19 protein-coding genes are annotated in these 25338 nt (G+C 37.1%); 6 read left to right on the forward strand and 13 right to left on the reverse strand.

Going from position 1 to position 25338, the window contains the following annotated elements:
- Positions 1 to 143 precede the first annotated feature (143 nt).
- From BUA89_RS09970 to BUA89_RS09990, 5 genes are read right to left on the reverse strand one after another with little or no spacing between them, the layout of a single operon-like run.
- Positions 144 to 842, reverse strand: coding sequence for a lycopene cyclase domain-containing protein (locus BUA89_RS09970; protein WP_072956582.1), 699 nt, complete (start codon positions 840 to 842; stop codon positions 144 to 146).
- Between the two features lie 3 nt (positions 843 to 845).
- Positions 846 to 1301, reverse strand: coding sequence for a sterol desaturase family protein (locus tag BUA89_RS09975; protein ID WP_072956585.1), 456 nt, complete (start codon positions 1299 to 1301; stop codon positions 846 to 848).
- Between the two features lie 27 nt (positions 1302 to 1328).
- Entirely contained in the window at positions 1329 to 2165 is an 837-nt protein-coding gene (locus BUA89_RS09980; RefSeq protein ID WP_072956588.1) for a phytoene/squalene synthase family protein, read from the reverse strand.
- 4 nt (positions 2166 to 2169) lie between these two features.
- Positions 2170 to 3639 carry a phytoene desaturase family protein gene (locus BUA89_RS09985; protein ID WP_072956592.1) on the reverse strand — a complete coding sequence of 490 codons (1470 nt, stop codon included), beginning with the start codon at positions 3637 to 3639 and terminating at the stop codon, positions 2170 to 2172.
- Positions 3640 to 3642: 3 nt separating this feature from the next.
- Entirely contained in the window at positions 3643 to 4311 is a 669-nt protein-coding gene (locus BUA89_RS09990; protein ID WP_072956594.1) for a MarR family winged helix-turn-helix transcriptional regulator, read from the reverse strand.
- A 285-nt stretch (positions 4312 to 4596) separates the two neighbouring features.
- Here BUA89_RS09990 and BUA89_RS09995 point away from each other — a divergent pair, with 285 nt between their 5' ends.
- From BUA89_RS09995 to BUA89_RS10020, 6 genes are all read left to right on the forward strand, one after another.
- Positions 4597 to 4923 carry a hypothetical protein gene (locus BUA89_RS09995; RefSeq protein ID WP_072956597.1) on the forward strand — a complete coding sequence of 109 codons (327 nt, stop codon included), beginning with the start codon at positions 4597 to 4599 and terminating at the stop codon, positions 4921 to 4923.
- Between the two features lie 104 nt (positions 4924 to 5027).
- Positions 5028 to 5867 (forward strand): hypothetical protein, encoded by an 840-nt coding sequence (locus BUA89_RS10000; RefSeq protein WP_083531651.1) that lies wholly within the window; start codon positions 5028 to 5030, stop codon positions 5865 to 5867.
- A 179-nt stretch (positions 5868 to 6046) separates the two neighbouring features.
- Entirely contained in the window at positions 6047 to 6406 is a 360-nt protein-coding gene (locus tag BUA89_RS10005) for a prevent-host-death protein (RefSeq protein ID WP_072956600.1), read from the forward strand.
- A gap of 530 nt (positions 6407 to 6936) precedes the next feature.
- Complete coding sequence (locus tag BUA89_RS10010; protein ID WP_072956604.1) at positions 6937 to 9717, forward strand: SusC/RagA family TonB-linked outer membrane protein; 2781 nt, start codon at positions 6937 to 6939, stop codon at positions 9715 to 9717.
- A gap of 11 nt (positions 9718 to 9728) precedes the next feature.
- Entirely contained in the window at positions 9729 to 11141 is a 1413-nt protein-coding gene (locus BUA89_RS10015; protein WP_072956607.1) for a RagB/SusD family nutrient uptake outer membrane protein, read from the forward strand.
- Between the two features lie 150 nt (positions 11142 to 11291).
- On the forward strand, positions 11292 to 12458 hold the full coding sequence (locus tag BUA89_RS10020) for a cytochrome-c peroxidase (protein ID WP_072956610.1): 1167 nt from the start codon (positions 11292 to 11294) through the stop codon (positions 12456 to 12458).
- Between the two features lie 9 nt (positions 12459 to 12467).
- Here BUA89_RS10020 and BUA89_RS10025 read toward each other — a convergent pair whose 3' ends face one another.
- The 8 genes from BUA89_RS10025 to ilvE form a co-directional block, all read right to left on the reverse strand.
- Positions 12468 to 14498: a TonB-dependent receptor gene (locus BUA89_RS10025; RefSeq protein WP_072956613.1), complete on the reverse strand. Its 2031-nt coding sequence runs from the start codon at positions 14496 to 14498 to the stop codon at positions 12468 to 12470.
- Positions 14499 to 14829: 331 nt separating this feature from the next.
- Entirely contained in the window at positions 14830 to 16098 is a 1269-nt protein-coding gene (gene ilvA / locus BUA89_RS10030) for a threonine ammonia-lyase IlvA (protein WP_072956617.1), read from the reverse strand.
- Positions 16099 to 16239: 141 nt separating this feature from the next.
- The gene (locus tag BUA89_RS10035) at positions 16240 to 17706 is read right to left on the reverse strand and encodes an ATP-binding cassette domain-containing protein (protein WP_178362449.1); all 1467 of its coding nucleotides are present in this window, start codon (positions 17704 to 17706) and stop codon (positions 16240 to 16242) included.
- 328 nt (positions 17707 to 18034) lie between these two features.
- Positions 18035 to 19516: a ketol-acid reductoisomerase gene (gene ilvC / locus BUA89_RS10040; protein WP_072956623.1), complete on the reverse strand. Its 1482-nt coding sequence runs from the start codon at positions 19514 to 19516 to the stop codon at positions 18035 to 18037.
- Between the two features lie 102 nt (positions 19517 to 19618).
- Positions 19619 to 20209 carry an acetolactate synthase small subunit gene (gene ilvN / locus BUA89_RS10045; protein ID WP_027384999.1) on the reverse strand — a complete coding sequence of 197 codons (591 nt, stop codon included), beginning with the start codon at positions 20207 to 20209 and terminating at the stop codon, positions 19619 to 19621.
- Positions 20210 to 20387: 178 nt separating this feature from the next.
- Positions 20388 to 22130 (reverse strand): biosynthetic-type acetolactate synthase large subunit, encoded by a 1743-nt coding sequence (ilvB, locus tag BUA89_RS10050; protein ID WP_072956626.1) that lies wholly within the window; start codon positions 22128 to 22130, stop codon positions 20388 to 20390.
- Between the two features lie 317 nt (positions 22131 to 22447).
- Positions 22448 to 24130 (reverse strand): dihydroxy-acid dehydratase, encoded by a 1683-nt coding sequence (ilvD, locus tag BUA89_RS10055; RefSeq protein ID WP_072956629.1) that lies wholly within the window; start codon positions 24128 to 24130, stop codon positions 22448 to 22450.
- Between the two features lie 91 nt (positions 24131 to 24221).
- On the reverse strand, positions 24222 to 25130 hold the full coding sequence (gene ilvE, locus BUA89_RS10060; RefSeq protein ID WP_072956633.1) for a branched-chain-amino-acid transaminase: 909 nt from the start codon (positions 25128 to 25130) through the stop codon (positions 24222 to 24224).
- Positions 25131 to 25338: the final 208 nt, after the last annotated feature.

Genomic DNA, 25338 nt, shown 5'->3' on the forward strand with positions numbered 1-25338 from the left:
TGATCCGGTTTTGAATTTAAAATATAAATAATTGATAATCAGGAACATATTAATCAATTAATCTTATGCATTAAAAATTCACCTTATCAGAATGATAGGGTATTTTTTAAAATAATAATCCAAGTTTTGAATTGTAAAAAGAATTAGGCTTCAGATTGTTCCACTTTTTTGAATCTCTGGAAAAGACAGATATTCCATAAAATCATTTCATAGCCATAAACAGTATCTTCTATAGGAATGGTCAGAATTCTTATGCCTATAAAATCGTTGATGTTATAATTAACGATAGGTGATTCCAGCCCGGTTCCGGTTAAAACTCCATTGACCATAAGGAATCCCGGCATTAAGATTAAATAAATCAAGGAAGCTTTGCCGATCCATCTTTCTTTCAAAACAAAATATAAAATAAAAAGACTGCAGGCTGTTGTAATGAAGGTAATACAAGTATAAATCCTGTCATGATAATAAATCCCGATCAACAAAGCAGATATAATGCTTGTGATGACAAAAATCTTTTCGGGAAGAGGTTTCCAATTTAATGTAAAGAATTTATCCAGACAGAAATAGGTAAAAATACAGGCAAAAGGAATGCAGAAGAAAAACAGTATTTCCTCAATCGGCAGCCCAAAAATCCGGATGCCCAACAAATAATTATCATTAAACCACCATACTCCTCTTTCGGTAAACCAGGCATCCCAGGCAATAAAAACCAAGGCTACGCAAAAAGATGCCTTGATAAAAGCACCAAAATGTCTGTAGAATTTGATTTTCTCATGAAAAGAAAAAATAAAACAAACAATAACCGTTAAAAAATTGATCAGAAGGTAGGTATAAGACTGCATCGATTATTTATTCTTATTAAAAAACATCTTAAAATATTTCACAGGAACCCAGAGAAATCCGAAACACTCTCCATGCTCCTTCCCTGTATGCTTATGATGCTGTTTATGTGCCCTTCTGATTGCCAATAGATAAGGATTCTGTGTATTTCTTAATATCTTAATGCGTTGATGAATAAAAATATCATGAACAAAAAAATAAGCCATTCCGTACAGTGCAATTCCCACCGCAATATAAAACCAATGGTTAAAATTCTGAATAGTTCCGTAATACATAAGTATAATGGTAGGAACGGCAAAGATTACAAAGAAATAGTCGTTTTTTTCCATGTGTCCTTCATTGCTGTGATCGTGATGATCTTTGTGCAAAGACCAGAGAAAGCCATGCATAATATATTTATGAATAAGCCAGGTAAGCCCTTCCATGACGAAAAAAGTTACTGCTATGATGAGAAAATTCATACTTTAATTTAAAATGTAATTATCAATCTATAAAAGAGTCGTTTTGTATTGAACATAGCTGCTCATCATCAGAGAAATCTTCGCTCCGTTGGATATCCTGATCCTTTCGCACATGATATTGCTGGCGGTACGTTTTTTAATTTTTCTGAAAAGAGACAAATAATAGCGGTACGCCAGATAAACCCCAAACCTCGATGATCCCGGCAGCTTTCTGATCCCTTCCAAAGCTTCTTTAAACTCCTGCTCGATATCTTTTTCAATCGAAAGTTTTGCTACATTATCAAAACACGAAATATCAAGATCCGGAAAATAGCATCTTCCTAAGATATTAAAATCGTCTTTCATATCGCGGAGAAAATTAACTTTCTGGAAAGCAGACCCCAGCTTCATGGCGAAAGGTTTTAATCTTTCAAACTGTTCTTTATTTCCTTCCACGAATATCTGAAGGCACATTAATCCTACCACTTCTGCCGAACCCAAGATATATTCTTTATAAAGATCCGAATTATAATCTATTTTCTCAAGATCCATTGCCATGCTTTTCAGAAACTGATCAATCAGCTTATGATCGATAGCGTACCGATGTACCGTCTCCTGAAACGAATGAATAATGGGATTTAAAGAAATCTTCTCTTCCAGCGCCTGCCAGGTTTCATCCCGAAATTTTTTTAATAGCCGTGCTTTATCGTATCCATGGAAGCTGTCGACAATCTCGTCTGCCAGACGAACGTATCCGTAGATGGCATAGATCGGATTTCTGATCATCGGCGACAATGCAAGAATACCCAGAGAGAAACTTGTACTGTACTTTTTTGTGGTTTCCTTGCTTATCGTAAAAGAAAGTTCATCAAATAAATTTTTCATACTGTCAATTTTTTGTGGCTTCGTGTGCAGCTATTTTTCCGGAAATAATAGATGGCGGAACTCCCGGCCCGGGAACCGTAAGCTGCCCTGTATAATAAAGGTTTCTTAGTTTTTTATTTTTAAGCGATGGTTTCAGGACCGCTGTTTGCGACAGTGTATTGGCGAGTCCGTAGGCGTTTCCTTTGTATGCATTGTAATCTTCCTGAAAATCCTTCACGCAGTAACTCCTTTTATAATCAATTTTTGATAAAAGATCTTGAGTACCTGTGTGTTTCTCGAGTCTGGAAATCATTTCCAGAAAATATTGTTCCTTTATTTCTTCCGAATCTTCAATTCCCGGCGCTATAGGCATCAGGAGAAAAACATTTTCACAGTTTTCGGGAGCTACGGAAGGATCTGTTTTCGAAGGACAACAAGCGTAGAATAATGGTTTCGTAGGCCATTTTTTATCTTTATAAATTTCTTTGGTATGCAGATCGAGATCATTTTCAAAGAATAAGGTATGATGTTTCAGATTAGGAATTTTTTCTTTAAACCCTAAATAGTAAATAAGGCAGGAAGGCGCAAAAATACGGGTTTCCCAATACTTTTCGTTATAATTTCTAAACTCCTGTGGAAGAAGCTTTGTTTCGGTATGATGATAATCCGACGACGCAATAATCACATCAAAATCAATTTCTTCATTATTAACCGTTAATGATGACGCCTGATTATTTTTAACATTGATTTTCTGCACATTGGAATCAAAATAAAATTGGGTACCGTAATCTGTCGCAACTTCTTTCATGGCTTCAATAATCCTTGAAAAACCGCCCATCGGATACCAGGTTCCCAGCCTGTAACCGCCATAATTCATCAGACTGTATAAAGCCGGAATGTCTTTTGGAGCCGCACCCAGAAAGATGACAGGGAATTCCATTAAAACAATCAGTTTAGGATGTTTAAAATATTTTCTCACAAATTTTTGAAAATTCGTCAGCAGATCCAATTTCAAAGCACTTTTAGCGATTTTCGGAGAAATAAACTCAAACCAGGAATGACACGGCTTATTAACGAAATCCTGCATTCCCACCTCATATTTGTATTGAGCATCCTTCATAAATTCGTCGAGATTTTTTCCTGCACCGGGTTCCGTTTCTTCAAACAAGCTTCTCATTTCTTCATAATTATGCGGAATATTCATCACCCCATCGGAAAAAACCATTTCAAATTGCGGATCGAGCGGAACAAGCGTATAAAAATCTGAAGCTTTTTTTCCGAAATCATTAAAAAAAGAATCAATAATATCAGGCATCCAGTACCAGCTTGGACCCATATCGAAAGTATATCCGTTTTCGGTTTTAAAATGCCTTGCCCGTCCTCCCGCTTCTACATTTTTTTCGTAAAGATGTACTTCGTGCCCCTCTTTTGAAGCGTATGCCGCTGCCGATAATCCTGAAAAACCTGATCCTATCACCGCAATTTTCTTTTTCATAGCTTAATTGTTAAATGAATATTCTTCGTTAACGGTTTTGATGAGATCCCTGCTTCCGATATTTCTGGAAAAAATCGGATAATGAAAACGGTCTAGCTTGTTAAGAATACGGATAAGATCCATTTTTTCGCTGTAGTTAAGATTTCCCGCCACGATTTGTGTAGCATTCCTGATCTTTTTCATCTGTTGTTCCAGCGCATGGATACCATCAGTTGAAATCGTAATTACTTTTGTACGTTTATCGTCTTCAGATTCAAGCTGTGTAATCCATCCGTTTTTCAGCAATCTTGTGATGATAAGCATTCCAACAGGTTTTTCATGGATATTTTTTTTGATAAGCTCCATTTTTGTCATACTTCCGAAAGCCCTGAGGTTGATTAGGTAAATAAAATCTTCCTGAGTAGCGAAATCTGAATCTGCAATAGCCGACTTTGAATATGTTTTTGCGTATCGGTTAAGATGTACCAACAGAGTGTTTATAGCACTTTCCGGACTTCTCCCGTTTTCTTTTCCTTCCCAGTAAGGCTCTTGCTGTGGCTGATTTCTGTTCTTTTCCTTATCACAAATCCACATTCTGAAGCCGCTAATATCTTCAGGATATTTTGTATTGCCATTATCAGTTTCGAATTCTTCCAGCAAACTGAGAACATCACGGGTCATTTGATAGTTCATATAAATTTTGGTTTATTTATAACCTAATTTAAAATAAATTAAATTACAAATAAACCAAAAGCATCTTTTATGCCAAAAAGACGAAATAGTTAAGTTCTAAAGCTTTTTATTTAATTTTTTTATGATTTCAGTTAAAATTAAAATATAATAAACTGATAAACAAAAAATTGAATATTTTTCACTATAAAATGATTTTTATTCACTAAAATAATACAGTATATGATTTCGTGGCTAAAAGACCCCTGTTGGCAAATAATTTGTTCATTACAATTAAAATTTATTATTATGAACACGAAAGCAAAAATAGCATTAGGCATTCTGGCAGGCGGATCTTTACTCTTTTTTGGATTGAGAAGAAACAGAAGAAACAGCAGAAAATCAAAAACCTTTACGGCTCCGGACGGCAATACGTACAGCGAGAATCAAATCTACAAAACATTCGATAACAAACTCTACAAAAACGGAAAACAGATTCACTTTCCTATTCCAGACACAGAGCAAATCTCGTTATCAGAAGCACCATATTATACTGCTAATGAAAATATTTCCAAAGAATATAAAAATTCATATAGCGGTGTAATTTACCATCAAAAAGGAACGAGACATCGTTAAAAATTAGATCCACACCCTTAAAATTATTTGATTTTAAACAAATTACGGAGACAGGTGATAAGAAATAAATAATTCATATATTTGGGAATAACAAATCACTCTTTATGAAACCGAATATATTTGTACCTTTTTTCTTATTTCCTGTCTTTGCTTTTTCGCAAGCCAGCCAAGACCTTTATCTTGATGAAGACGGAATTAAAATAGAAAAGTATAATCCCGGTAAATCCTACGATGATAACTACAGCCTCAACAATTCGATCTATACAATTGGCAGAAAGCTGACTTATTCTTACTATTATGAAAATAAAAAAGGAGATAAGTTTCTGATTAAAAAAGGAAAAGAAATTCCACAGCCGCAAGGTTATAATATTTATGACTGGGATTTTGTAGAATTATCTAAAAAAGATCCTCAAACGGTTCAGTTCATCACATTAACAACTACTTCAGGCGACCCTTTTCACGGTGCTGTTCCCGACTACAACCAAACCGCTATTGAATATCAATATGTAACAAACAATGGTGAGCTATGGAACTCTGAAACCACCGGCGCCATAGAAAATCCGATGAATGTTTGGATACATCCGCCAAGAAATTTATTTTTTGAAATTTTAGAACTCAATCCTTTCCCTTATATAAAATCTCCGTATACCGTTGGGACAAAATGGGACTGGAAACTTCAGATCGGAGAAAACTGGGGCGACAGCAGATGGCTGAAATGGACCGGAGAAATTGAAAACCATTATCAATACGAAATCATTGGTCAAAAAATGATTCCGACCAAATTGGGAGACTTAGATTGCTATCTTGTACAAGGAAAAGCAAAAAGCAGAATTGGTGAAACACAACTTTTGTCTTATTTTAGCCCCGAATTCGGTTTCGTTAAATTAGAATATAAAAATATTGACGGCACGAAAACGGTACTGGAACTTGAAAAAGCTGAATAATACAATTTTTCAGCTAAATAGCAGGTTTTCAGCTCAAAAATTTAAAAGATTACAACCTGTTGTAAAAGAAATATTTAATTAAACATATAAAAAATTCCCCGATAAGTGGTATATCCAATGGGTCATTTAATTTTGAATTCAAACCACTTACCACTAAATTTGTAATAAATTTAAAATATATGAATTATAAACTTGAGCTCCGCACTCAGGAATCTAAATCGAATATTGTTTTTAATAACATCTTATTTGATGCATTTAAGGTAAATATTATTGAAAAATATGCCGGAAAAATGACTGCTAAACCCATACTGTCTGAAGTAGTATTTAAAGTAAGAACATTGGACGATACCTTAGTGATGAGAAAAGACGGGCACATCAGAATAAAAGTGAAAGGTGATGATTTTCAAATCTACCAAAACCTGAGTAAGATCCTTAATTCCTACGATTACAAACATAAGCTGATTAACCGGGCAAATGCCGAACAGGATTACGTGCATTATATGCTAAGTCTGGTTATTGCCAATTATCAGCTGAACTAAGCAGCTTATTATTTTTATGTATACTAAAACCGTCTTATAAATTGTGAGGCGGTTTCGTTGTTTACATTTGTCCAAAGATAGTTGAGATTATGCTCCTTATCTTTATTATCTATGGAAAATTGAGAATATAATATCTGAAAACAAAAGTCCGTTCTAATAGGATTAAAACGGACCAAAAACACAAATGATGAAAAAAAAATTATCTCTTAATTGAGATGCTATAAATATACACTTTTTTCCTGGATCAATCATTTTTCTTTTTATAAACTGCTCGGATAAAATATAATCTTTTCTTTCAATGTACATTGATTGTAAGCAAGTACCACTCTCCACTTTTCCTTGTAATGACTTTATTGATCAGCAAAGTATGCATAAAGGAAATTATTGATAATAATTCACTTTTTGAAACATGATAATTATCATAATGTTTCATTTTAAAGCATTGGGAATTTTCATAAGAAACCTCTATTTTTGCACACTATATTTATTAATTCTAAATAAAAGATTAGAATTTTTCTATCTGTACTTACATGAGAAAAGTTACCGCCAGTGTTTTACTGATTTGTGGGTTTTATTCTTTAAAATCTCAGACTGTTTCAACTGAAAAGACCGATTTATTAGACACTCAATCTATTGAAGAGGTTATCGTTACTTCATCCTACGGAACAAAAAAATTAAAGGAAGAAGTAGTAGGATCTATTGTAACCATTACTTCTAAAGACATTATTACCAGTCAACCGTACGAAAGTATCGATAAAATGATTGCCGGATTAACGCCGGGAGTTCAGATTGTAAACAATACCGAAGTCGGAAAAACAGTGAACATTAATGTAAGAGGTTTGGGAAGCATAATTCCCTTCAGTGGACTGCCCGGTACTTCTACTCAGCCTTTAATTGTTGTGGATGGTATCGTCATGAGAGAAGATATGCCTTTTAACGATACTTATTTTGATGGAAGCGCTACCGCAGAAATGAATATTAACCCGCTGGCGAGATTTAATTCCGACAATATTGAAAGTATTAATATTCTTAAAGATGCGGCAGCTGTTGCTTTATACGGTGCCGAATCTGCCAATGGAGTTATTCTTATCACCACCAAAAAAGGCCGCAAAGGAAAACCTACCTATTCTTTCAGTACGCAGTATGGGGTATCGCAAAGCATCAATAAAATAAAATACCTTAGCGGGCAGCAATATGCCCAGCTCCTCAATGCCTACGAAAAAAACAACGGCAAAAAGGATCCTTACCAATGGAATGGAAACGATGTCAACTGGTTTGAATTGATGAACGGTAACGGTGATTTTTTCCGAACTAATTTTACAGCCAGCGGTGGCGGGAAATATTTCACCTATCGTGTGGGAATAGATTATTCTAAAAATAATGAATCGAAGATCATGAATTCCCTAGAGAAAAAAGGGATTGATGCGTCTTTAGGATTTAATTATAAAAAACTGAAGATCAATCTTTATGCTGCTTACAACAATTTTTTCAAAAAGCAGCCTAATACTTTCTTTAATATTATTTTGTCTCCGGATGAGCCTATTTACGATGCCAACGGCGATTACAATTTTGTAACCGGGATTCCCAATCCTTTGGCTGCAGCCAACCAGAATATCAATAATGTAGATAATAATTCTCTGCTTTCCAGTCTTAATGTAAGCTATGATCTGGCTAAAGGGTTAAAAATAAACAGTTTATTTGGAATCGATCTTTCCAAAAAAGACAATATAGACTGGAGATCAGGACTTAACCAAAGCGGAATTGCCGGCAATAACAAAGGAAGGAGCCGCCGTTATATTTCGGATGGTCTAAATTGGAACTGGAGTGGTAATATTTCCTACGAAAAAAATTTTGGAAGCAAACATCATCTCGACGGGATCGCAGGTCTGGAACTCAGAAAAAATAAAGATTTTAAAGAAGCCCACGTCGGACAAAATTTTACCGATTATTGGATTTATCAGGATCCTTCTTTAGGAAAAACATATACTTATAAAACGCTTAGCCAGGAAAACAGCGGGAGAAGTGTTTTCGGACAGTTAAATTACGACTACAGCAAAAAATATTTTTTAACAGCAAGCATCAGAAGAGATGAAAGTTCCACTTTCGGGCCGGATAGCAATGCTTCTCTTAACGGTGCAATCGGTACATCCTGGGTGATATCCAACGAAAATTTCCTGAAAGGTAACAAAGTTTTAAATTTTTTAAGGCTTCGGGCTTCATGGGGAAAAACAGGCAATTCGAGAATCGGCAGCTATCGTTCCGCCGGACTGTATAGCGTAAACCAGAACGGTTTTATTTATGATTACGATTATGCTTATCCTGAATCTTCCTCCCCTCCCAACCGATTATTATCATGGGAAAAGAATGAAAAATGGAACTTGGGCCTAGATTTTAATCTCTTCAGAAAAATCGATTTCACCGTAGAAATCTTTAGAAATAATTTATCTGATATGATTGTTTCCCGAGATGTTCCGATAGAAACAGGATATGGTTCGGCAGAAATAAACGGTGCATCGATGTACAACAAAGGATTGGAAGTATCGATGCGCGGAAACTGGATCTCCAAAAAGAATTTCAGGTGGAATACGACCTTTAATATATCCAGTGTGCAAAATAAAGTAACGGATCTCACTGGTTTGGAAGAAAAATTTTCAATAGCATCCGTGGCACGCGCACAAAAAATCGGCGCCTCCACATCCGCAATATGGGGTTATCAGTGGCTGGGTATTAATCCTGCAAACGGGCAGGATATTTTTCTGATTAACGGAGAAGCAAAAGATGCCAACCAATTTACCCTCGACCCCAGTAATACTGCGATTATTGGAAACACCCAACCCGATTTAACAGGTGGACTGAGCAATTCCATCAGCTATAAAAAATTCACTTTTTCTTTTCTTATCAATTTCGAAATTGGAGGAGATTTTTTGGCTGAAGATGAAATTATCGATCAGCATAGAATTCTTTCTAACAGGAATATGAGTGTGAATGCTCTTGATTATTGGACAGGCCCGGGAGACACTAATGCCGTAAACCATATTCCCAAAAGTAACAACAAGCTTGTTCCTAACAGCACAAAGTTTATTTACGATAATACTCACGTAAAACTTCAGAATATCAACGTGAATTATCAGCTTCCCATTCATAAGATCAAAAACAGTTTTATCAAGAATGCAAGCGTATTTATCGATTGTACCAATGTTTTATACTGGTATAAAGAAAAATCTCCTTCAGGCAGAAACGGAGCCAGAGAATTCAGATATCTCTATCCAGAAATGAGAACTTTGAGTTTCGGTTTTAAAGCTAATTTTTAATTATCAGCAACATGAAAAAAATAATTTTTACAGCAATATCATTCTTAAGTATATACTCGTGCAGCGATTTTCTGTACAGCGAACCGGTAGAAAAAGTATCAATCACCGAACAATTAGGAACCAAAGAAGGAATGCTGGTTGCATTAAATGGCGCTTATTATCAGCTGAGATCAACCTATTTTACAGAATCAGCGTTTGTTTACGGAGATTTACTGGCAGGCAACCTTACATTTTCGCCTTCAGCATCAACCAATACTATTTCAATAGATGCATCGGTAACAAACATTTATCAATTTGATGATCAAAAAGAGAGCAGTGATATGGCAGCTTTTTACTCCAGCTGTTATCAACTGATTAACAACATAAACCTTATTTTGCAATACGCAGATCAGCTTCCGGATGCTTCATCAGCCGAAATCAGTGAAATAAAAGCCGAGGCATTAGCCTTAAGAGCTTTTACAAACTTCTATCTTTACAAACATTACGGTCAAAATTATACGTATACATCAGATGCTTCACATTTAGGAATCGTTTACAATACAGCGCCATTAAAAGTAGGCATTGATTATCCCACCAGAAAGACCGTTGCTGAAAATTTTGTTTCCCTGGAAAATGATATCCAGCAGGCCATTTCTTTATTTCAGCCTAATCACGCAATTCCTGTCGGGCAAAAGAAAAATTTCATGAATATAGATGCGGCGAAACTGTTGGCTGCCGAAATCGCTTTATGGAAAAATGATTGGCAAAAAGCGATTGATTACAGTAATGATATTATTCAAAATTCATCTTATACTTTAACATCGTCTAATGAGATTGGCACCAATTGGGCTGCTTCAGAATCTATTTTTGAAATTGCCAATACCAATGAAAATGAATTTCCTGTAACTGTTCTTTATAGTTTTACTGATAAAGGCAGACCTAATTATGTCGCAAGTGAAGACATATATAACTTGTTTTCAGCCAATGACCAGCGTAAAAATTTATTTGAAACACAAAACCTGGTTACTAAAATATCAGGCGTTAGCTACACGCTACCCTATCATTTTACCAAGAAGTATAAAATTAAAAGTGAGAGTCTGATATACCGTTTAGGTTTAGCCTACTTCATCCGTGCCGAAGCTTCCTTAAAATCCGGTAATTCTGCACAGGCACTAAATGATGTGAATATTATCAGAAACAGAGCCGGCCTTACCAATCTTAGTTCCGTTAATCTCGATATTTTATTAGAAGAAAAAAGAAAAGAATTTGTTTTTGAAAATCAATACTTTTTTGATCTGATGAGAAATCATAAGAATATTGTAAGAAATAACGGCTGTATTTCAACCAACTGCAGCCCGACTTATCCTAACAATAAGTTTGTGGCACCAATTCCGCAAGCTTCGGTTAATATCAACTCAGCAATGCAACAAAACCCTGGATATTAATAATATTATCATAATCAATTCAATTTTAAATAGTTTCCTGCCCGTTTACAAATAAGGCATAATTATATTTAATTAGTATCAATCGGTAAAAATAAAAGATTCAAAGAGAAGCATTATAATCATTATTTTTGCCTGAAAATTATCTGGAAAATGAAGTATGTCCTAAGCTGGATTTTAATAGCCTCAATAAGTATATTATTTCTAAGCAACTGCCTGCAGCCGAACGTATACAAAGAAATATCACAAGATCAGTCATTTATTGATAAAATCAGAGCGCTGTATTCTTCAGGAGACACTTCCAGATGGCCGGAACCTCAGCTGCACAAAATGGCATTGGCCAATTTTTCTGAAATCGGGCATCTGCCAAAAGTAAAATATCCGCAAGACAATCCCTATTCTGCTGAAAAAGCGGCCTTGGGAAAAACTCTTTTTTATGATCCTAGACTCTCCGTTTCCAATCAGATTGCGTGTGCTTCTTGCCATGATCCTGAATTGGGATGGACGGATAACAAGACCTTCTCATTCGGGCACGACCGCCAGCTGGGTTCACGAAATGCAATGACCATTATGAACATAGCGTTTACCCAATCTCTGTTTTGGGACGGAAGAGCTGAAAGCATAGAACAGCAATCACAAATGCCAATCCAGGATCATAAGGAAATGAACGAACATATAGATCTTGCTACAGATAAAATAGCTAAGCTAAAAGGCTATGAAATATTATTTGAAAAAGCATTCGGAGATAAAACTGTTACCAAAGATAAAATTGCCAAAGCAATTGCCACTTTTGAAAGAACATTAATCAGTCCTCAAAGTAAATTTGATAAATTCATTGATGGACAAGCGAATCTTTTTACAGATGATGAGGTGATGGGAATGCACCTGTTCCGTACCAAAGCCCAATGCATGAATTGTCACAATTCGGGCTATTTTTCAAACAATCAGTTTGAAAATGACGGTACTGCCCTTTTAGGAACCAAACAACAGGATTTAGGAAGATACATCGTTACAAAAAATCCCGGTGATGTAGGAAAATTCAGAGTTCCAACGCTTAGAGAAATTACCAGAACCGGCCCGTGGATGCATAACGGTGCCTTTACGCCCTTAAAAGATGTATTAACGTTCTATAATGGCGGAAATCCCGAACCTCCGAAGAAAAGATCTACTGTTCATGAAGGAATTACGTTGGTTTCCAAAAAATCAGAAATGCTGAAACCTCTTAATCTTACTCCTAAGGAATTGCAGCAGCTGGAAGCATTTTTGGGAACATTGAGTACAAGAACCCAAAGATTTTCACCTCCTGTCCTTCCTCAGTAAAAGTAAGAATTAGAAATTCATTTTCACTCCTAAAATAAAGGTTCTGCCTGCTGCGGGATTGTAATAGCGGTTCCCAAAAGCATTGATATCGAAACCCAAAACATAATCCGTATTGTAAAGATTCTGGATCTGAAGATAGAAATTCAGCTCTGTTTCTTCCAGATTAACGGGAAATGCAAATCTGATATTTCCGACCAAACTAGACTCTGACCATACAGAATTTGCATCATTCAGTGGGATTTTTGAAGTATAAAAGTGGGAATAATCCACGGACAGCTTTTTAAAGAAAGTGAAATTCAAAAGACTGTTAATGGTTGTTTTAGGAACTCCCGTGACATTATTTCCGGAAAAGTTATTATCATTCTGCTGATAATTTTTAAACTTAAAATCATAAAAACTTCCTGAAAACCTGAATTTAAAATTGCTGAAAAAATCATTTTTAAAATTAAAATTTTTAGATTCCAACAATATTTCCAAACCTTTCTGAACAGTCTGTCCGGAATTGACAAAATACTCCTGTCCGGCTTCATTCTGTCGTCTCACAATCGCATCCTTCATTCTGAAATCAAAATAACTTCCTTCAATAAAAATAGAATTTGCGAACTGCTTCCTGATTCCAATCTCTTTATTCCAGCCAAATTCAGGTTTAAGATCAGTATTAAATTCCTGATTCGAAGAACGGATTTCTTCATTCGTCGGAGCAGAATTTCCTTTGCCAATTTTTGCCCGTAGAGAAAGTCCTTTTCCTAAAAGATAAGTCAATCCAAAATTTGGCAGCCATTGGTTTTTAAACTGAACTTTTCCGATTTCTGTTCCCGGAAACTGTCTCTCCCAATCGTAAGAATTCGAATTTAAACTTATTGAAATATCCGTAAACAGTTTTTCATTGATATTTAATTTTTGCGAAAGAAAATAGAAACCCGAAGTATTTTTAATATGGTCAAAGTTTTGAGGATTACCTTCAATCCCTCTGTTGTTATCGTAATTTTTTACTGTAATATCATTAATTCCGCCTTCAAAACCCAAGCGATATCCCAAAGAAAGTCCATTCCATGCTTTTTCATAATTAAAATGGGTTCTTATTGCAAAATTTTTCTCAAAACGGTTCTCAAAATTAGTAATGAATGGGTTTTCAAAATCTACATACGACCCCTGAATCATAATAAAATGTGAAAAATTCTGATCGAAATCATACACATTAGAAAGTCCACTCAAAACCATTTTATTGCGAATTCCTGCATCCTGTTGTTTTGCTCCCGGAAGTGTTGTCGTTCCCAGTCTAGCCTGTTTCCTGTTGAACTGCATCTGCTCCAAAGTCAATCCGCCCGGAGTTTGATAATCCAGATCAGAATACATCAGCATCGCTTTCAGCAATCCTTTCTCCGAATACTGAAAATTATCTTTCAGAAAAACCTGTTTCCGCTGAACCTTAGATTGTTCCCGATAAGAATCTGTCTGATAATAATTTTGAAAAACTTCAAGAAAATGCTTCCCAATCTGCTTCGAAAAATCAAAACTCTGGTTAAAAGTTCCGTAGCTTCCTATAGACAAGTTAGCTGACAAATGATCTGAATCTTTTGTTTTCAAAAGAACGGTTCCGCCTGTCACAGCACCATAGTCGCCACTTTCAGAACCTTTATAAATTTCAATTTTGCCAATAAGTTCAGGAGAAATAACGTTGAAATAGGTATTTCCGGACGCATCAGATAAAATAAAATCATCAAGATAAATTTTTACATTCCGAACACCAAAAGGCGATCTCAACGTACTTCCACGAAGGGAAATCCTGTAACTTCCCGGCGAGCGTTCTTCCATTCTTGCACCTGCTGTCTGGTTGATAGATTCCAGCAATCTTTCAGGAGTATTCTGATTCAATACATTTTCCGACACCACAGAAACGGATTTTGTGGAGGAAATAAACGTTGTCGGTTTTTTGTAAGCATCAATCATCACTTCTGAAATTAATGCCGCAGAATCCTTTGTTTGTGCGGAAACGAATGCTATAGAAAGAAATGGTAATACAATGTAGATTTTTTTCATTAGATCATACCCAGCAAAAAGCATACTTTTTCTTTATCGGATGAAGTTAAATTTTGTTTTTATTTTAAAATAAACAGCAAACGACCGATATCACCGATTCAAAGACATTTTTTTTGCCCATTGGATGTATTGTTCCGAATTTTGAATTGAAACGTGAGGATAGCTTTACATCAGTTAAAACAAAAAAACTTAAGATAAATCGTATGGAAATTATTCAAACACCGGAAAATGCATTATCTCACTCATCTGCAACAGCCATTATATAATCCACCAATCGAAAAGTATAAGATATTATTTTTTTTAATTCTGGCTCTTTATCTATAACAGTTTTTTAAACAAGCATACTCAACACATCAGGATTATCATTCAAATAAGATTCGAAATAACCAAGATCTTTCATTCTTTGTTTCAAACCAATAAAGTCTGAAACATTGTAAAGTTCGATGCCGACGATTGCCAGCGCAGTTTCTCTTGAATTTTTCTTGGTATATTCAAAATGGGTAATGTCGTCATTTGAACCAAGGACATTCAGCACAAAATCTTTCAGAGAACCGGGACGCTGCGGAAATTTTACCATAAAATAATGTTTCAAACCATTGTAAAGCAAAGCGCGTTCTTTGATTTCCTCCATTCTGGTAATATCATTGTTGCTTCCGCTGACGATGCAGACCACATTTTTACCTTTAATCTGATTGCGATATTCTTCTAAAGCTGAAATAGACAACGCTCCGGCCGGTTCCAAAACAATTGCATCTTTGTTATAGAGTTGAAGAATCGTATCACAAATCTTCCCTTCATCCACAGGAATGCAATCTGCAAGCGAGTTTCTACAAATTTCAAACGTCAAATCTCCTACTCTTTTTACCGCTGCTCCATCTACAAAACCATCAACTTCCTGCAATTCTGTATTGAGATTATTATCGATGGAGGTTTTCATAGAAGGTGCTCCTTTTGGTTCAACTCCAATCAATAGCGTTTCTTTCGACAATTCTTTAAAAACAGTAGAAATTCCCGAAGCCAAACCACCACCGCCAATCGGAATGAAAACAAAATCTATATTTTCTTTTTGTTGTTCTAAAATTTCCAGTGCCAAAGTCGCCTGTCCTTCAATAATCTGAACATCATCAAAAGGATGAATAAAAGCTGCTCCCGAAGTTTGCGCAAATTCCAAGGCTGCATTTTTTGAAGCATCGAAAGTATCGCCGACCAATTTGATTTCGGCAAAGTTTCCGCCGAACATTTCGACTTGTTCCAGCTTTTGTTTCGGAGTTGTCACGGGCATAAAAATCGTTCCTTTAATCTGAAGCTGTTTACAGGAAAAAGCCACTCCCTGGGCGTGATTTCCGGCGCTTGCACAGACTATTCCGTCCGAAGTTTTGCCTTCATTGTAAAGACTGTTGATTTTATTGTAAGCCCCGCGCAATTTATACGACCTCACAGGTTGCAGGTCTTCTCTTTTGAGAAAAATATTGGCTCCAAATTTATCTGACAAGCGGGCATTGTATTGCAATGGTGTGTAATTCACAACATTTTCTATACTTTTTCGGGCTTCCTTTACCGCTTCCAATGTCGGAAATATCATCGTTTCATTCATCTTCATTTATAATTACAGATTCTTTGATTTTGTTTTTAAACTTAATTGTTTTAATAATTTTTATAATTCTCGCAGATTTTGCTGATTGGGCAGATTTAAAATTGTGAATCAGCTAAATTTGCTAAATCTGCGAGAGTAAATTATCCTTCAATACTTTATTAATTCTACTCGACTATTAATTTTCACTTTTCCGTTTTCCAGAACGAGTTTGTGACTGAGTTTTTTTGGTAATTGAGATTCAAAATGCCCAACGTAAATCAACGATTGTCCCTGGCCTGCCAAATCATCAATGACCTGATTAAAATATTGTGTCTGTTCGTTGTCCATTCCCTGACAAGGCTCATCCAGAATCAAAAGCTTTGGTTTTTTAATCAATGTTCTTGCAAGTAAAGCCAAACGTTGTTTCCCAAGCGGTAAAGTATTTAACTTCTTATTTTTATCATCTTTCAAATCGAAGAAATAGAGAATCTGTTCCAACTGTTGTTGCTGGTCAAAATTGAGTTTCTTATACAAGCTCATAGAATCAAAAAAACCGGAAGCAATGGTTTGTCCGACATTCGCATTCATATCGAAATACCAATGCAACTCAGGCGAAATCATTCCGATTTTTTCTTTGATGTCCCAGATACTTTCACCGCTTCCCCGCTTTTGCCCGAAAAGATAAATCTCATTGGCATAAGCCTGCGGATGGTCACCATTCAACAAACTGAGCAATGTTGATTTTCCCGAGCCATTGTGACCCTGCAACAGCCATTGCTCACCGGAATTGACTTCCCAATCGATATTTCTCAGTACTTGTTTTTCGCCGTAAGAAATATTGATATTTTCCAGTTTGATGAGACTTTCCTGTTCGTTTTCCTGATTGTCTTGAAGGAAAAAAGGAAGCGATTTTGGCATTCTTTCTTCTCCTTTGGAAAAGTCTTTTGGAGAATTCTTATGAACTAATTTTCCGTTTTCTATTTCTACAAAATACTGAACACTTTCAGGATATTCGTCATCGTTATTTATCAAAATCAATGTGAGATTTTCCTGAATTAAATTATCAAAAGCCTGATTCAAAAACTGTCTCGATTTGGTATCCAATCCTGTGTAAGGCTGGTCGACAATCATAACCTGAGGTTTTAGCCAAAGTCCTTTCAGTAATTGTAATTTCTTGTGTTCGCCGCTTGACAATTCTATCAATTGCTGATTTTTGAAATTCTCAAATCCAAACGGTTCTAAATAGGATTCCAAAATTTCAAAATCCAGATTGTCCTCTTTTCCAAAATGATTCAGCTCTGCAAAAACGGTTAGGGTATCATTTTTAGCAAATTGATTATATCGCTGTTGATAATAAAAATTGCGGTCGCCTTCCAGATTAGTGAACTGAAACCAATTGGAAACGTACAGAACTTTCTTTGGCAATTCTGAATTTTCATTAAAATTGACCTCAACTTTTCCTTCAAAATTCTTGATTTCTCCAGAAATGATTTTGGCTAAAGTTGTTTTTCCGCTTCCGCTTAATCCGCCTAACATCCAGCATTCTCCGGAAGATATTTCCCAGTCGAAATGGTTCAGTATGGGTTTGTCATACTGGAAATTCAGGTTTGAAATGTGGATGATTGGGGTTGACATTATTTTATTTTTAAACGCAAAGGGCGCAAAGGTTTTTTATTAACTAACTGCTTTAAGCTCACAAAGCCGCTTCGCTTATAAAAGGTTTTGCATATAATTTGTCATTCCGTAGGAATCTAAACGATTTACTTTAAATTCATTGCTGAGATTCCTACGGAATGACAAATATGATGTTAATGCTGGATTTTTATTTTTATGACAAATCCCATAGCCCCGATTGCAGCGGCATCCTTTTGTGATGAGGAACGAAGAGCAAAAGATATAGCGGAAAGCGGGATTAAGCTCCTAAAAAAACTTTGTCAAAGATTTTAAACTTTGACAAAGTGAACTATATTGTTTTGATAGACTTCATCGCCGTCATTGCCTGACGCAGTTTTCTGCCGACAATTTCTACCGGATGATTTCTCAAAACATCGTTCACATAAACCAATTGAGCGTTGTCAACCGAAGTTTTTTTGCCTTCGTTGAAGTCTTTTCCAACCAAATCTGTATCCACCGACTTCATAAAATCTGCCAGCAAAGGTTTGCAAGCCTGGTCGAACAGGTAACAGCCGTATTCTGCAGTGTCGGAAATCACACGATTCATCTCGAACAGTTTTTTTCGTGCGATGGTATTGGCAATCAAAGGGGTTTCGTGAAGCGATTCGTAATAAGCGGATTCCGGCTTGATTCCGGCTTCAACCATCGTTTCAAACGCTAATTCAACACCCGCTCTGATGAAGGCCGACATCAAAAGATAATTGTCAAAATATTCCTGCTCCTCGATTTTCACATCGCCTGCCGGTGTTTTTTCAAAAGCTGTTTCTCCTGTTTCTGCACGCCATTTCAAAAGGTTGGCATCGCCGTTTGCCCAGTCTTCCATCATTGTTTTGGAGAATTCGCCGGAGATGATATCGTCCTGGTGCTTTTGGAAAAGCGGACGCATAATATCTTTCAGTTCTTCTGACAATTCAAAGGCTTTTAGTTTCGCAGGGTTAGAAAGTCTGTCCAGCATTCCGCTTACACCACCGTGTTTCAAGGCTTCTGTAATGACCTCAACACCGTATTGAACCAATTTGGAAGCGTAACCTGCATCAATTCCTTTTTCGACCATTTTGTCAAACGAAAGAATAGAACCTGTCTGTAAAAGTCCGCACAAAATCGTCTGTTCTCCCATCAAATCGGACTTCACTTCTGCCACGAAAGAGGATTTCAAAACACCGGCTTTGTGACCGCCTGTTCCTACACAATATGCTTTTGCTTCTGCCCAGCCTTTTCCCTGAGGGTCATTTTCAGGATGAACGGCAATCAGCGTCGGAACACCGAAACCTCGCAGATATTCGGCACGAACTTCGGAACCCGGACATTTTGGAGCGACCATAATTACCGTCAAATCTTTACGAATCTGCATCCCTTCTTCCACGATATTGAACCCGTGTGAATAGGACAAAGTCGCACCCTGTTTCATCAAAGGCTGAACCGCATTGATTACCGAAGTGTGTTGCTTGTCAGGCGTTAAATTGATGACCAAATCCGCAGTGGGAATCAGTTCTTCGTAAGTTCCGACTTTGAAATTATTTTCGGTTGCGTTTTTCCACGAATCTCTCTTTTGGTCGATAGCTTCCTGACGCAATGCGTAAGAAACGTCCAGTCCGCTGTCTCTGAGATTCAGACCTTGATTCAGTCCCTGAGCGCCGCAGCCAACCACTACGATTTTCTTTCCTTTCAATGCAGAAACGCCATCAGAAAACTCTGAACTGTCCATAAATTCCGCCTGTCCTAACTGATGCAACTGGTCTCTGAGTGATAAGGTATTGAAATAATTTGCCATATTTTTAAGTAAAAAGTAAAAAGTATGAAGTAAAAAGATTACCGTAACTACTTTTTAGGATTAATATTTTTTTGATTTTTAAATTCTGTTTTGAATATTTATTTACATTGTGAAAACATCGTCTCTTTTATCGAGATATTCGTTTTCAATAAGTTCGGGAGATGGTTCTCTTTTTTCAAACTCGAGGACTTTTTCGTGGATTCCTGCGCTGTTTTTGATGATAGCGATTCTTGCTCCACGCACGAATTCGATGAGTCCGTATTTGTTGAGCTCTTCAGTTAACCGGTCGATTTCTTCCCGATGTCCTGCCGTTTCAAAAACGATGTAATCCTGACGAATCACAACTGTAGATGCGCCATACTGACGAAGCAATCGTTCTACATAGACCTTTTCTGTCACCACATTTGCGGGGACTTTGTAAAGTGCCTGTTCCTGCCAGACAATCTCATCATCTGTATTGAAATAAGCTTTCAGAATGTCGATTTGTTTTTCCAGCTGACGGCAGAGTTTTCTTACGACTTCTTCGGTTTCATTAATGAGAATTGTGAATCTGTGAATGCCTTCCACCTCGGAAGGAGATGTATTCAAACTCTCGATATTGATTTTTCTTCGTGAAAAAATTCCTGAAATTCTGCCAATTAATCCAACAGAATTCTCGGTGTATAATGTGATGGTAAATTCTTGTTTTTCCATTGTTTTGTTTTTCAAAGTTCCGTTATTGGAATGATATTGAACCCTTCGGGTTTCGTGGGATGTTGATCTTATATTCCATAGGTTGCACCTACGGCTATTCATATTAAACCCTTCGGGTTTTTATAGGATTTTTATCGTATCCTTTATTAATTCGTCCTCTCAGGACTTTGTTGAAAATTTATTTTAAACGAATTTCTGAAACCGAGGTTCCTTGGGCTACCATTGGAAAAACATTATTTTCTTTTCCAACCATTACTTCCAAAAGATAGGCGCCATCGTGATTGAGCATTGTTTCCAAAGCTGTTTTGAGGTCTTTTCTTTCTGATATTTTTTGTCCGTCGATGTAATAACCTTTTGCAACGGCTACGAAATCCGGGCTCGTGATATTTACAAAAGAGTAGCGCCTGTCGTGGAACAGCTGTTGCCATTGTCTTACCATTCCGAGGAATTCATTGTTTAGAATCAGGATTTTGACCTTCGCTCCGAACTGCATAATGGTACCTAATTCCTGCAATGTCATCTGGAATCCTCCATCTCCAATGATTGCAACCACTGTTTTTTCCGGTGCGCCATACCAAGCTCCGATTGCGGCCGGCAAACCAAATCCCATTGTTCCCAATCCGCCTGAGGTTACGCTGGATTTAGAATTATTGAATTGAGCATATCGACACGCCACCATCTGATGTTGACCAACATCAGTCGTTATAATAGCATCGCCATTTGTCAGCTCATTCAGAACTTTAATCACTTCTCCCATTGTCATTACATCGGTTGTGGGATTCAGTTCTTCTGTAATTACTTCTTTGATTTCTTCCTTTTCCAACTCACGGAATTTTTCCAACCATTCTGAATGGTCATTGTTTTTTAGAAGCGCTGTCAGCATCGGAAGTGTCTTTTTACAATTCCCCCAAACCGGAACGGTGGTCTTCACATTTTTATCAATTTCGGCCGGGTCAATATCAAGATGAATGATTTTTGCCTGTTTTGCATACTTATCCAAACGACCTGTAACCCTGTCATCGAAACGCATTCCGACCGCAATCAGAACATCACATTCGTTGGTCATTACATTGGGCGCATAATTTCCGTGCATTCCTAACATTCCGACGTGTAGCTTGTGATTGGTTGGAAGTGCACTCAATCCCATTACAGTTGCTGCCGCAGGAAGATTGATTTTTTCAATAAATGTTTTGAATTCTTCTTCGGCTTTTCCCAAAATCACCCCTTGCCCAAACAGAACAAATGGCTTTTTTGCCTGATTAATCAATTCTGCGGCCTGTTCGATATACTCATTTCTGATTTCCGGCTCCGGGCGGTAACTTCTGATATGATTGCATTTTTTATACCCCGAATATTCGAATAATTGCAACTGGGCATTTTTGGTAATATCAATCAAAACCGGACCTGGTCGACCAGTACTTGCGATATGAAAAGCTTTGGCAATTGCTTCCGGGATTTCGGTTGCATCGGTTACCTGATAATTCCATTTTGTAACCGGCGTTGTGATATTGATGACATCAGTTTCCTGGAAAGCATCCGTTCCCAAAAGTGAGGCAAAGACCTGACCTGTAATACAGACAATCGGATTGCTGTCTATCATTGCATCCGCTAAACCTGTCACCAGATTGGTTGCTCCCGGACCACTGGTTGCAAATACAACCCCCGTTTTTCCGGAAGTTCTTGCAAATCCCTGTGCAGCGTGAATGGCACCTTGCTCGTGACGAACCAAAATATGTTTCAGTTTTTCGGAATAGTCGTACAAAGCATCATAAATCGGCATAATTGCGCCACCGGGATAACCAAAAATCGTATCAACGTTTTCTTGTAATAGCGCTTCCAAAACAGCTTTGGAACCGGATATTTCTACCGATTTTGGCTGTTCTAATTCTATATTTTCTATTTGTGAAATGGTATTGTTCATTTTTAATATTTTTCCGTTTAAGATTGAACCCTTCGGGGTCTGATTTGTTGGGGTTTATATCCGTTCCATAGGTTTCACCTACGGCTACTGATATTGAATCCTTCGGATTCGTTTTGAGTTTTTTTCCTGTTTTCAAATTTCACCTCCAGATTTTTTTAAAACATTATTTTGAAACGCAATATGATTGCAGCCCGGCTTGAACGGAGCTCTTTTTGCGATGACCAAATAGTTCAACTTATTGCTTCATTTTGTTCGCAAAAAAGCGGGAGTGGAAGACGGAAATAGCTGCCCCAAATAATATCTTATTCATCATTATCTTATAAATCGGTGACACAGCCTTGTGAGGCATCTGCTACAGATTTGGCGTATTTGTATAATACCCCGCTCTTCACTTTGTATTCAGGTTGTTGGAACTCAGCCTTTCTTTTGGCAATTTCTCCATCCGACAACAATGCGTTGATGGTATTTTTTTCAGCATCCAGTTCAATCACATCTCCATCTTTAATTAAGCCAATCAATCCTCCGGCAAAAGCTTCCGGCGTGATATGACCAACAACGAAACCGTGCGTTCCTCCCGAAAATCTTCCGTCGGTAATCAATGCGACATTTTTACCTAAGCCTGAACCCATCAAAGCGGAAGTCGGTTTCAGCATTTCCGGCATTCCGGGTGCGCCTTTTGGGCCTTCATTTTTGATTACAACTACATTTCCTTCCTGAATTTTTTTATCTTCAATACCTTTGATGAATTCTTTTTCTCCGTCAAAAACAATCGCCGTTCCTTTGAAATAAGCGCCTTCTTTTCCTGTGATTTTTGCAACAGAACCTTTCTCGGCAAGATTTCCGTACATAATTCTGATGTGTCCGGTTTCTTTGATTGGATTTTTGATATCGTGAATGATGTTTTGCTGTCTGTCGATAATTGAAGTGACGTGTTCCAGATTTTCAGCAATGGTTTTTCCCGTAACCGTCAAACAATCACCGTGAAGCAAGCCTAAATCCAACAGATATTTCATCACTGCAGGAACTCCGCCTACTTTGTGAAGGTCTTCCATCAGATATTTTCCACTCGGTTTAAGATCGGCTAAAAATGGTGTTTCGTCGCTGATTCTCTGGAAATCATCCAAAGTCAAATCGTAGCCGATGGATTTTGCAATGGCTATGAAATGAAGAACAGCATTGGTACTTCCACCCAGAATCATAATTAACCTCAACGCATTTTCGAAAGCTTTTGGCGTCATAATGTCCGATGGTTTAATGTCTTTTTCTAAAAGAATTTTAATGTAGTGCCCGGCAAACTGACATTCTTCTTTTTTTTCACGACTGAGAGCCGGGTAAGACGAAGAATAGGGTAAACTCATTCCCAAAGCTTCGATTGCGGAAGCCATTGTATTGGCTGTGTACATTCCGCCACAAGCTCCTGCACTTGGACAGGAATTCTGAATCACACCCTGGAAATCTTCCTCAGAAATTTTGCCAGCAATTTTGTTTCCTAATGCTTCGAAAGCTGAAACAATGTTCAAGTCTTCGCCTTTGTAATGTCCCGGCGCAATACTTCCGCCATAAACCATTATGGAAGGACGGTCGAGACGAGCCATCGCCATCAGAGAACCCGGCATATTTTTGTCGCATCCCGGAACAGTAATCAATCCATCGTAATATTGTCCTGCGCAAACCGCTTCGATGGAATCTGCAATGATGTCGCGACTTACAAGGGAATAACGCATTCCGTCGGTTCCGTTGGTCATTCCGTCGCTGATTCCGATGGTGTGGAACATTAATCCAACAAGATTTTGTTCTTTAACACCTTTTTTTACAATCTCCGCAAGACCATTCAAGTGCATATTGCAAGTGTTTCCGTCGTAGCCCATACTTGCAATTCCAATCTGTGCTTTGTCGAAATCCTCTTTTTGAAAACCAATCCCATAAAACATCGCCTGAGTTGCAGGCTGGGTTGGGTCTTTGGTGAGTGTTTTGGAATATTTGTTTAAATTTTCTGACATATTTTATTTTTTTGACAGGTTATTTCTGTCGTATTTTTTTGATAAGATTTCATCCTATCATTTAGTAAGTCGTCCTTTCGGGACTTCGTATTTATTTTTCTAAGATTAAATTTTCGGATCTCAGATATGAATAATCTTCTTCTAACACCAAATGGCGATAAGCCGTTTGAATTTTCGATGATAAACTGTCTTCCCAGTTCAGTTTGAAAGGAATGTTATCCAAAGAATCTAATGCTACAATTTCGGCTGCTGTTCCACAGAAAAAGCCCGCATCTGTACCCTGCATTTCTTCCGGTTTGAAGAATTTCTCTTCGTAAGAGATTCCCAGATTATCACAGATTTCAAAAACTGTTGCTCTTGTGATTCCCGGAAGAATACTTCCTTTTGCCGGTGTGAAAAGTTTTCCGTCTTTCTCGAAGAAAATATTGGCTCCTGAACTTTCAGCTACATTTCCGTCAGCATCAAGGACCAACGCTTCATCAAAACCTTTATCCTTAGCTTCCTGACAAGCTAAAATCGAGTTCACATAATGACCACTCACTTTTGCTTCAACTTTGAAAGCTTTTGGGTTAGGACGTTCAAAAGAAGAAGTCATAATTCTCATTTTGTTGGCGAGATAACCGTTATCCCAATTCCAAACCTCGATGACGAGATAACTTTTTTGACCCTTTGATAATGCCATATTTGGAGAGCAAATGACAATCGGACGGATATATGCATTACTCAAATTATTAATTTCCAATAATTTGTAAGTTGCTTCTACCATTTCTTCAGTAGAATAATCAAAAGGCATCATCATCGTTTCGGCAGATTTTCTCAATCTGTCGTAATGTTCCTCTGCTTTGAAAATTTTGGTTCCGTTGACTGTTTTATAAGATTTAATTCCTTCGAAAACGGCATATCCGTAGTGTAAAGATTGGCCGTACAAGTCGGTCTTGGCTTCTTTTGCTTTCACATATTCCCCATCAAAGAAGAGAACACTGTCGTCATTGTAATACATTTTGTGCTGATTTTTTATGTTTGTTATTTGTCTGTTTTAAATAAAAAAACCACTCTCGTGATGAGAGTGGTCTGTAGTATTTCAATTTCAAAAATTATCACAAGCCATCCCCCACCACCGGAATCCGATAATGCTAATAATGACAATAATAATTACTGAATAACTCATCTTTTTGTTTTGAACGGTACAAATGTATAAACTTTATTGA

Source organism: Chryseobacterium arachidis (assembly GCF_900129245.1).
Classification (GTDB): domain Bacteria; phylum Bacteroidota; class Bacteroidia; order Flavobacteriales; family Weeksellaceae; genus Chryseobacterium; species Chryseobacterium arachidis.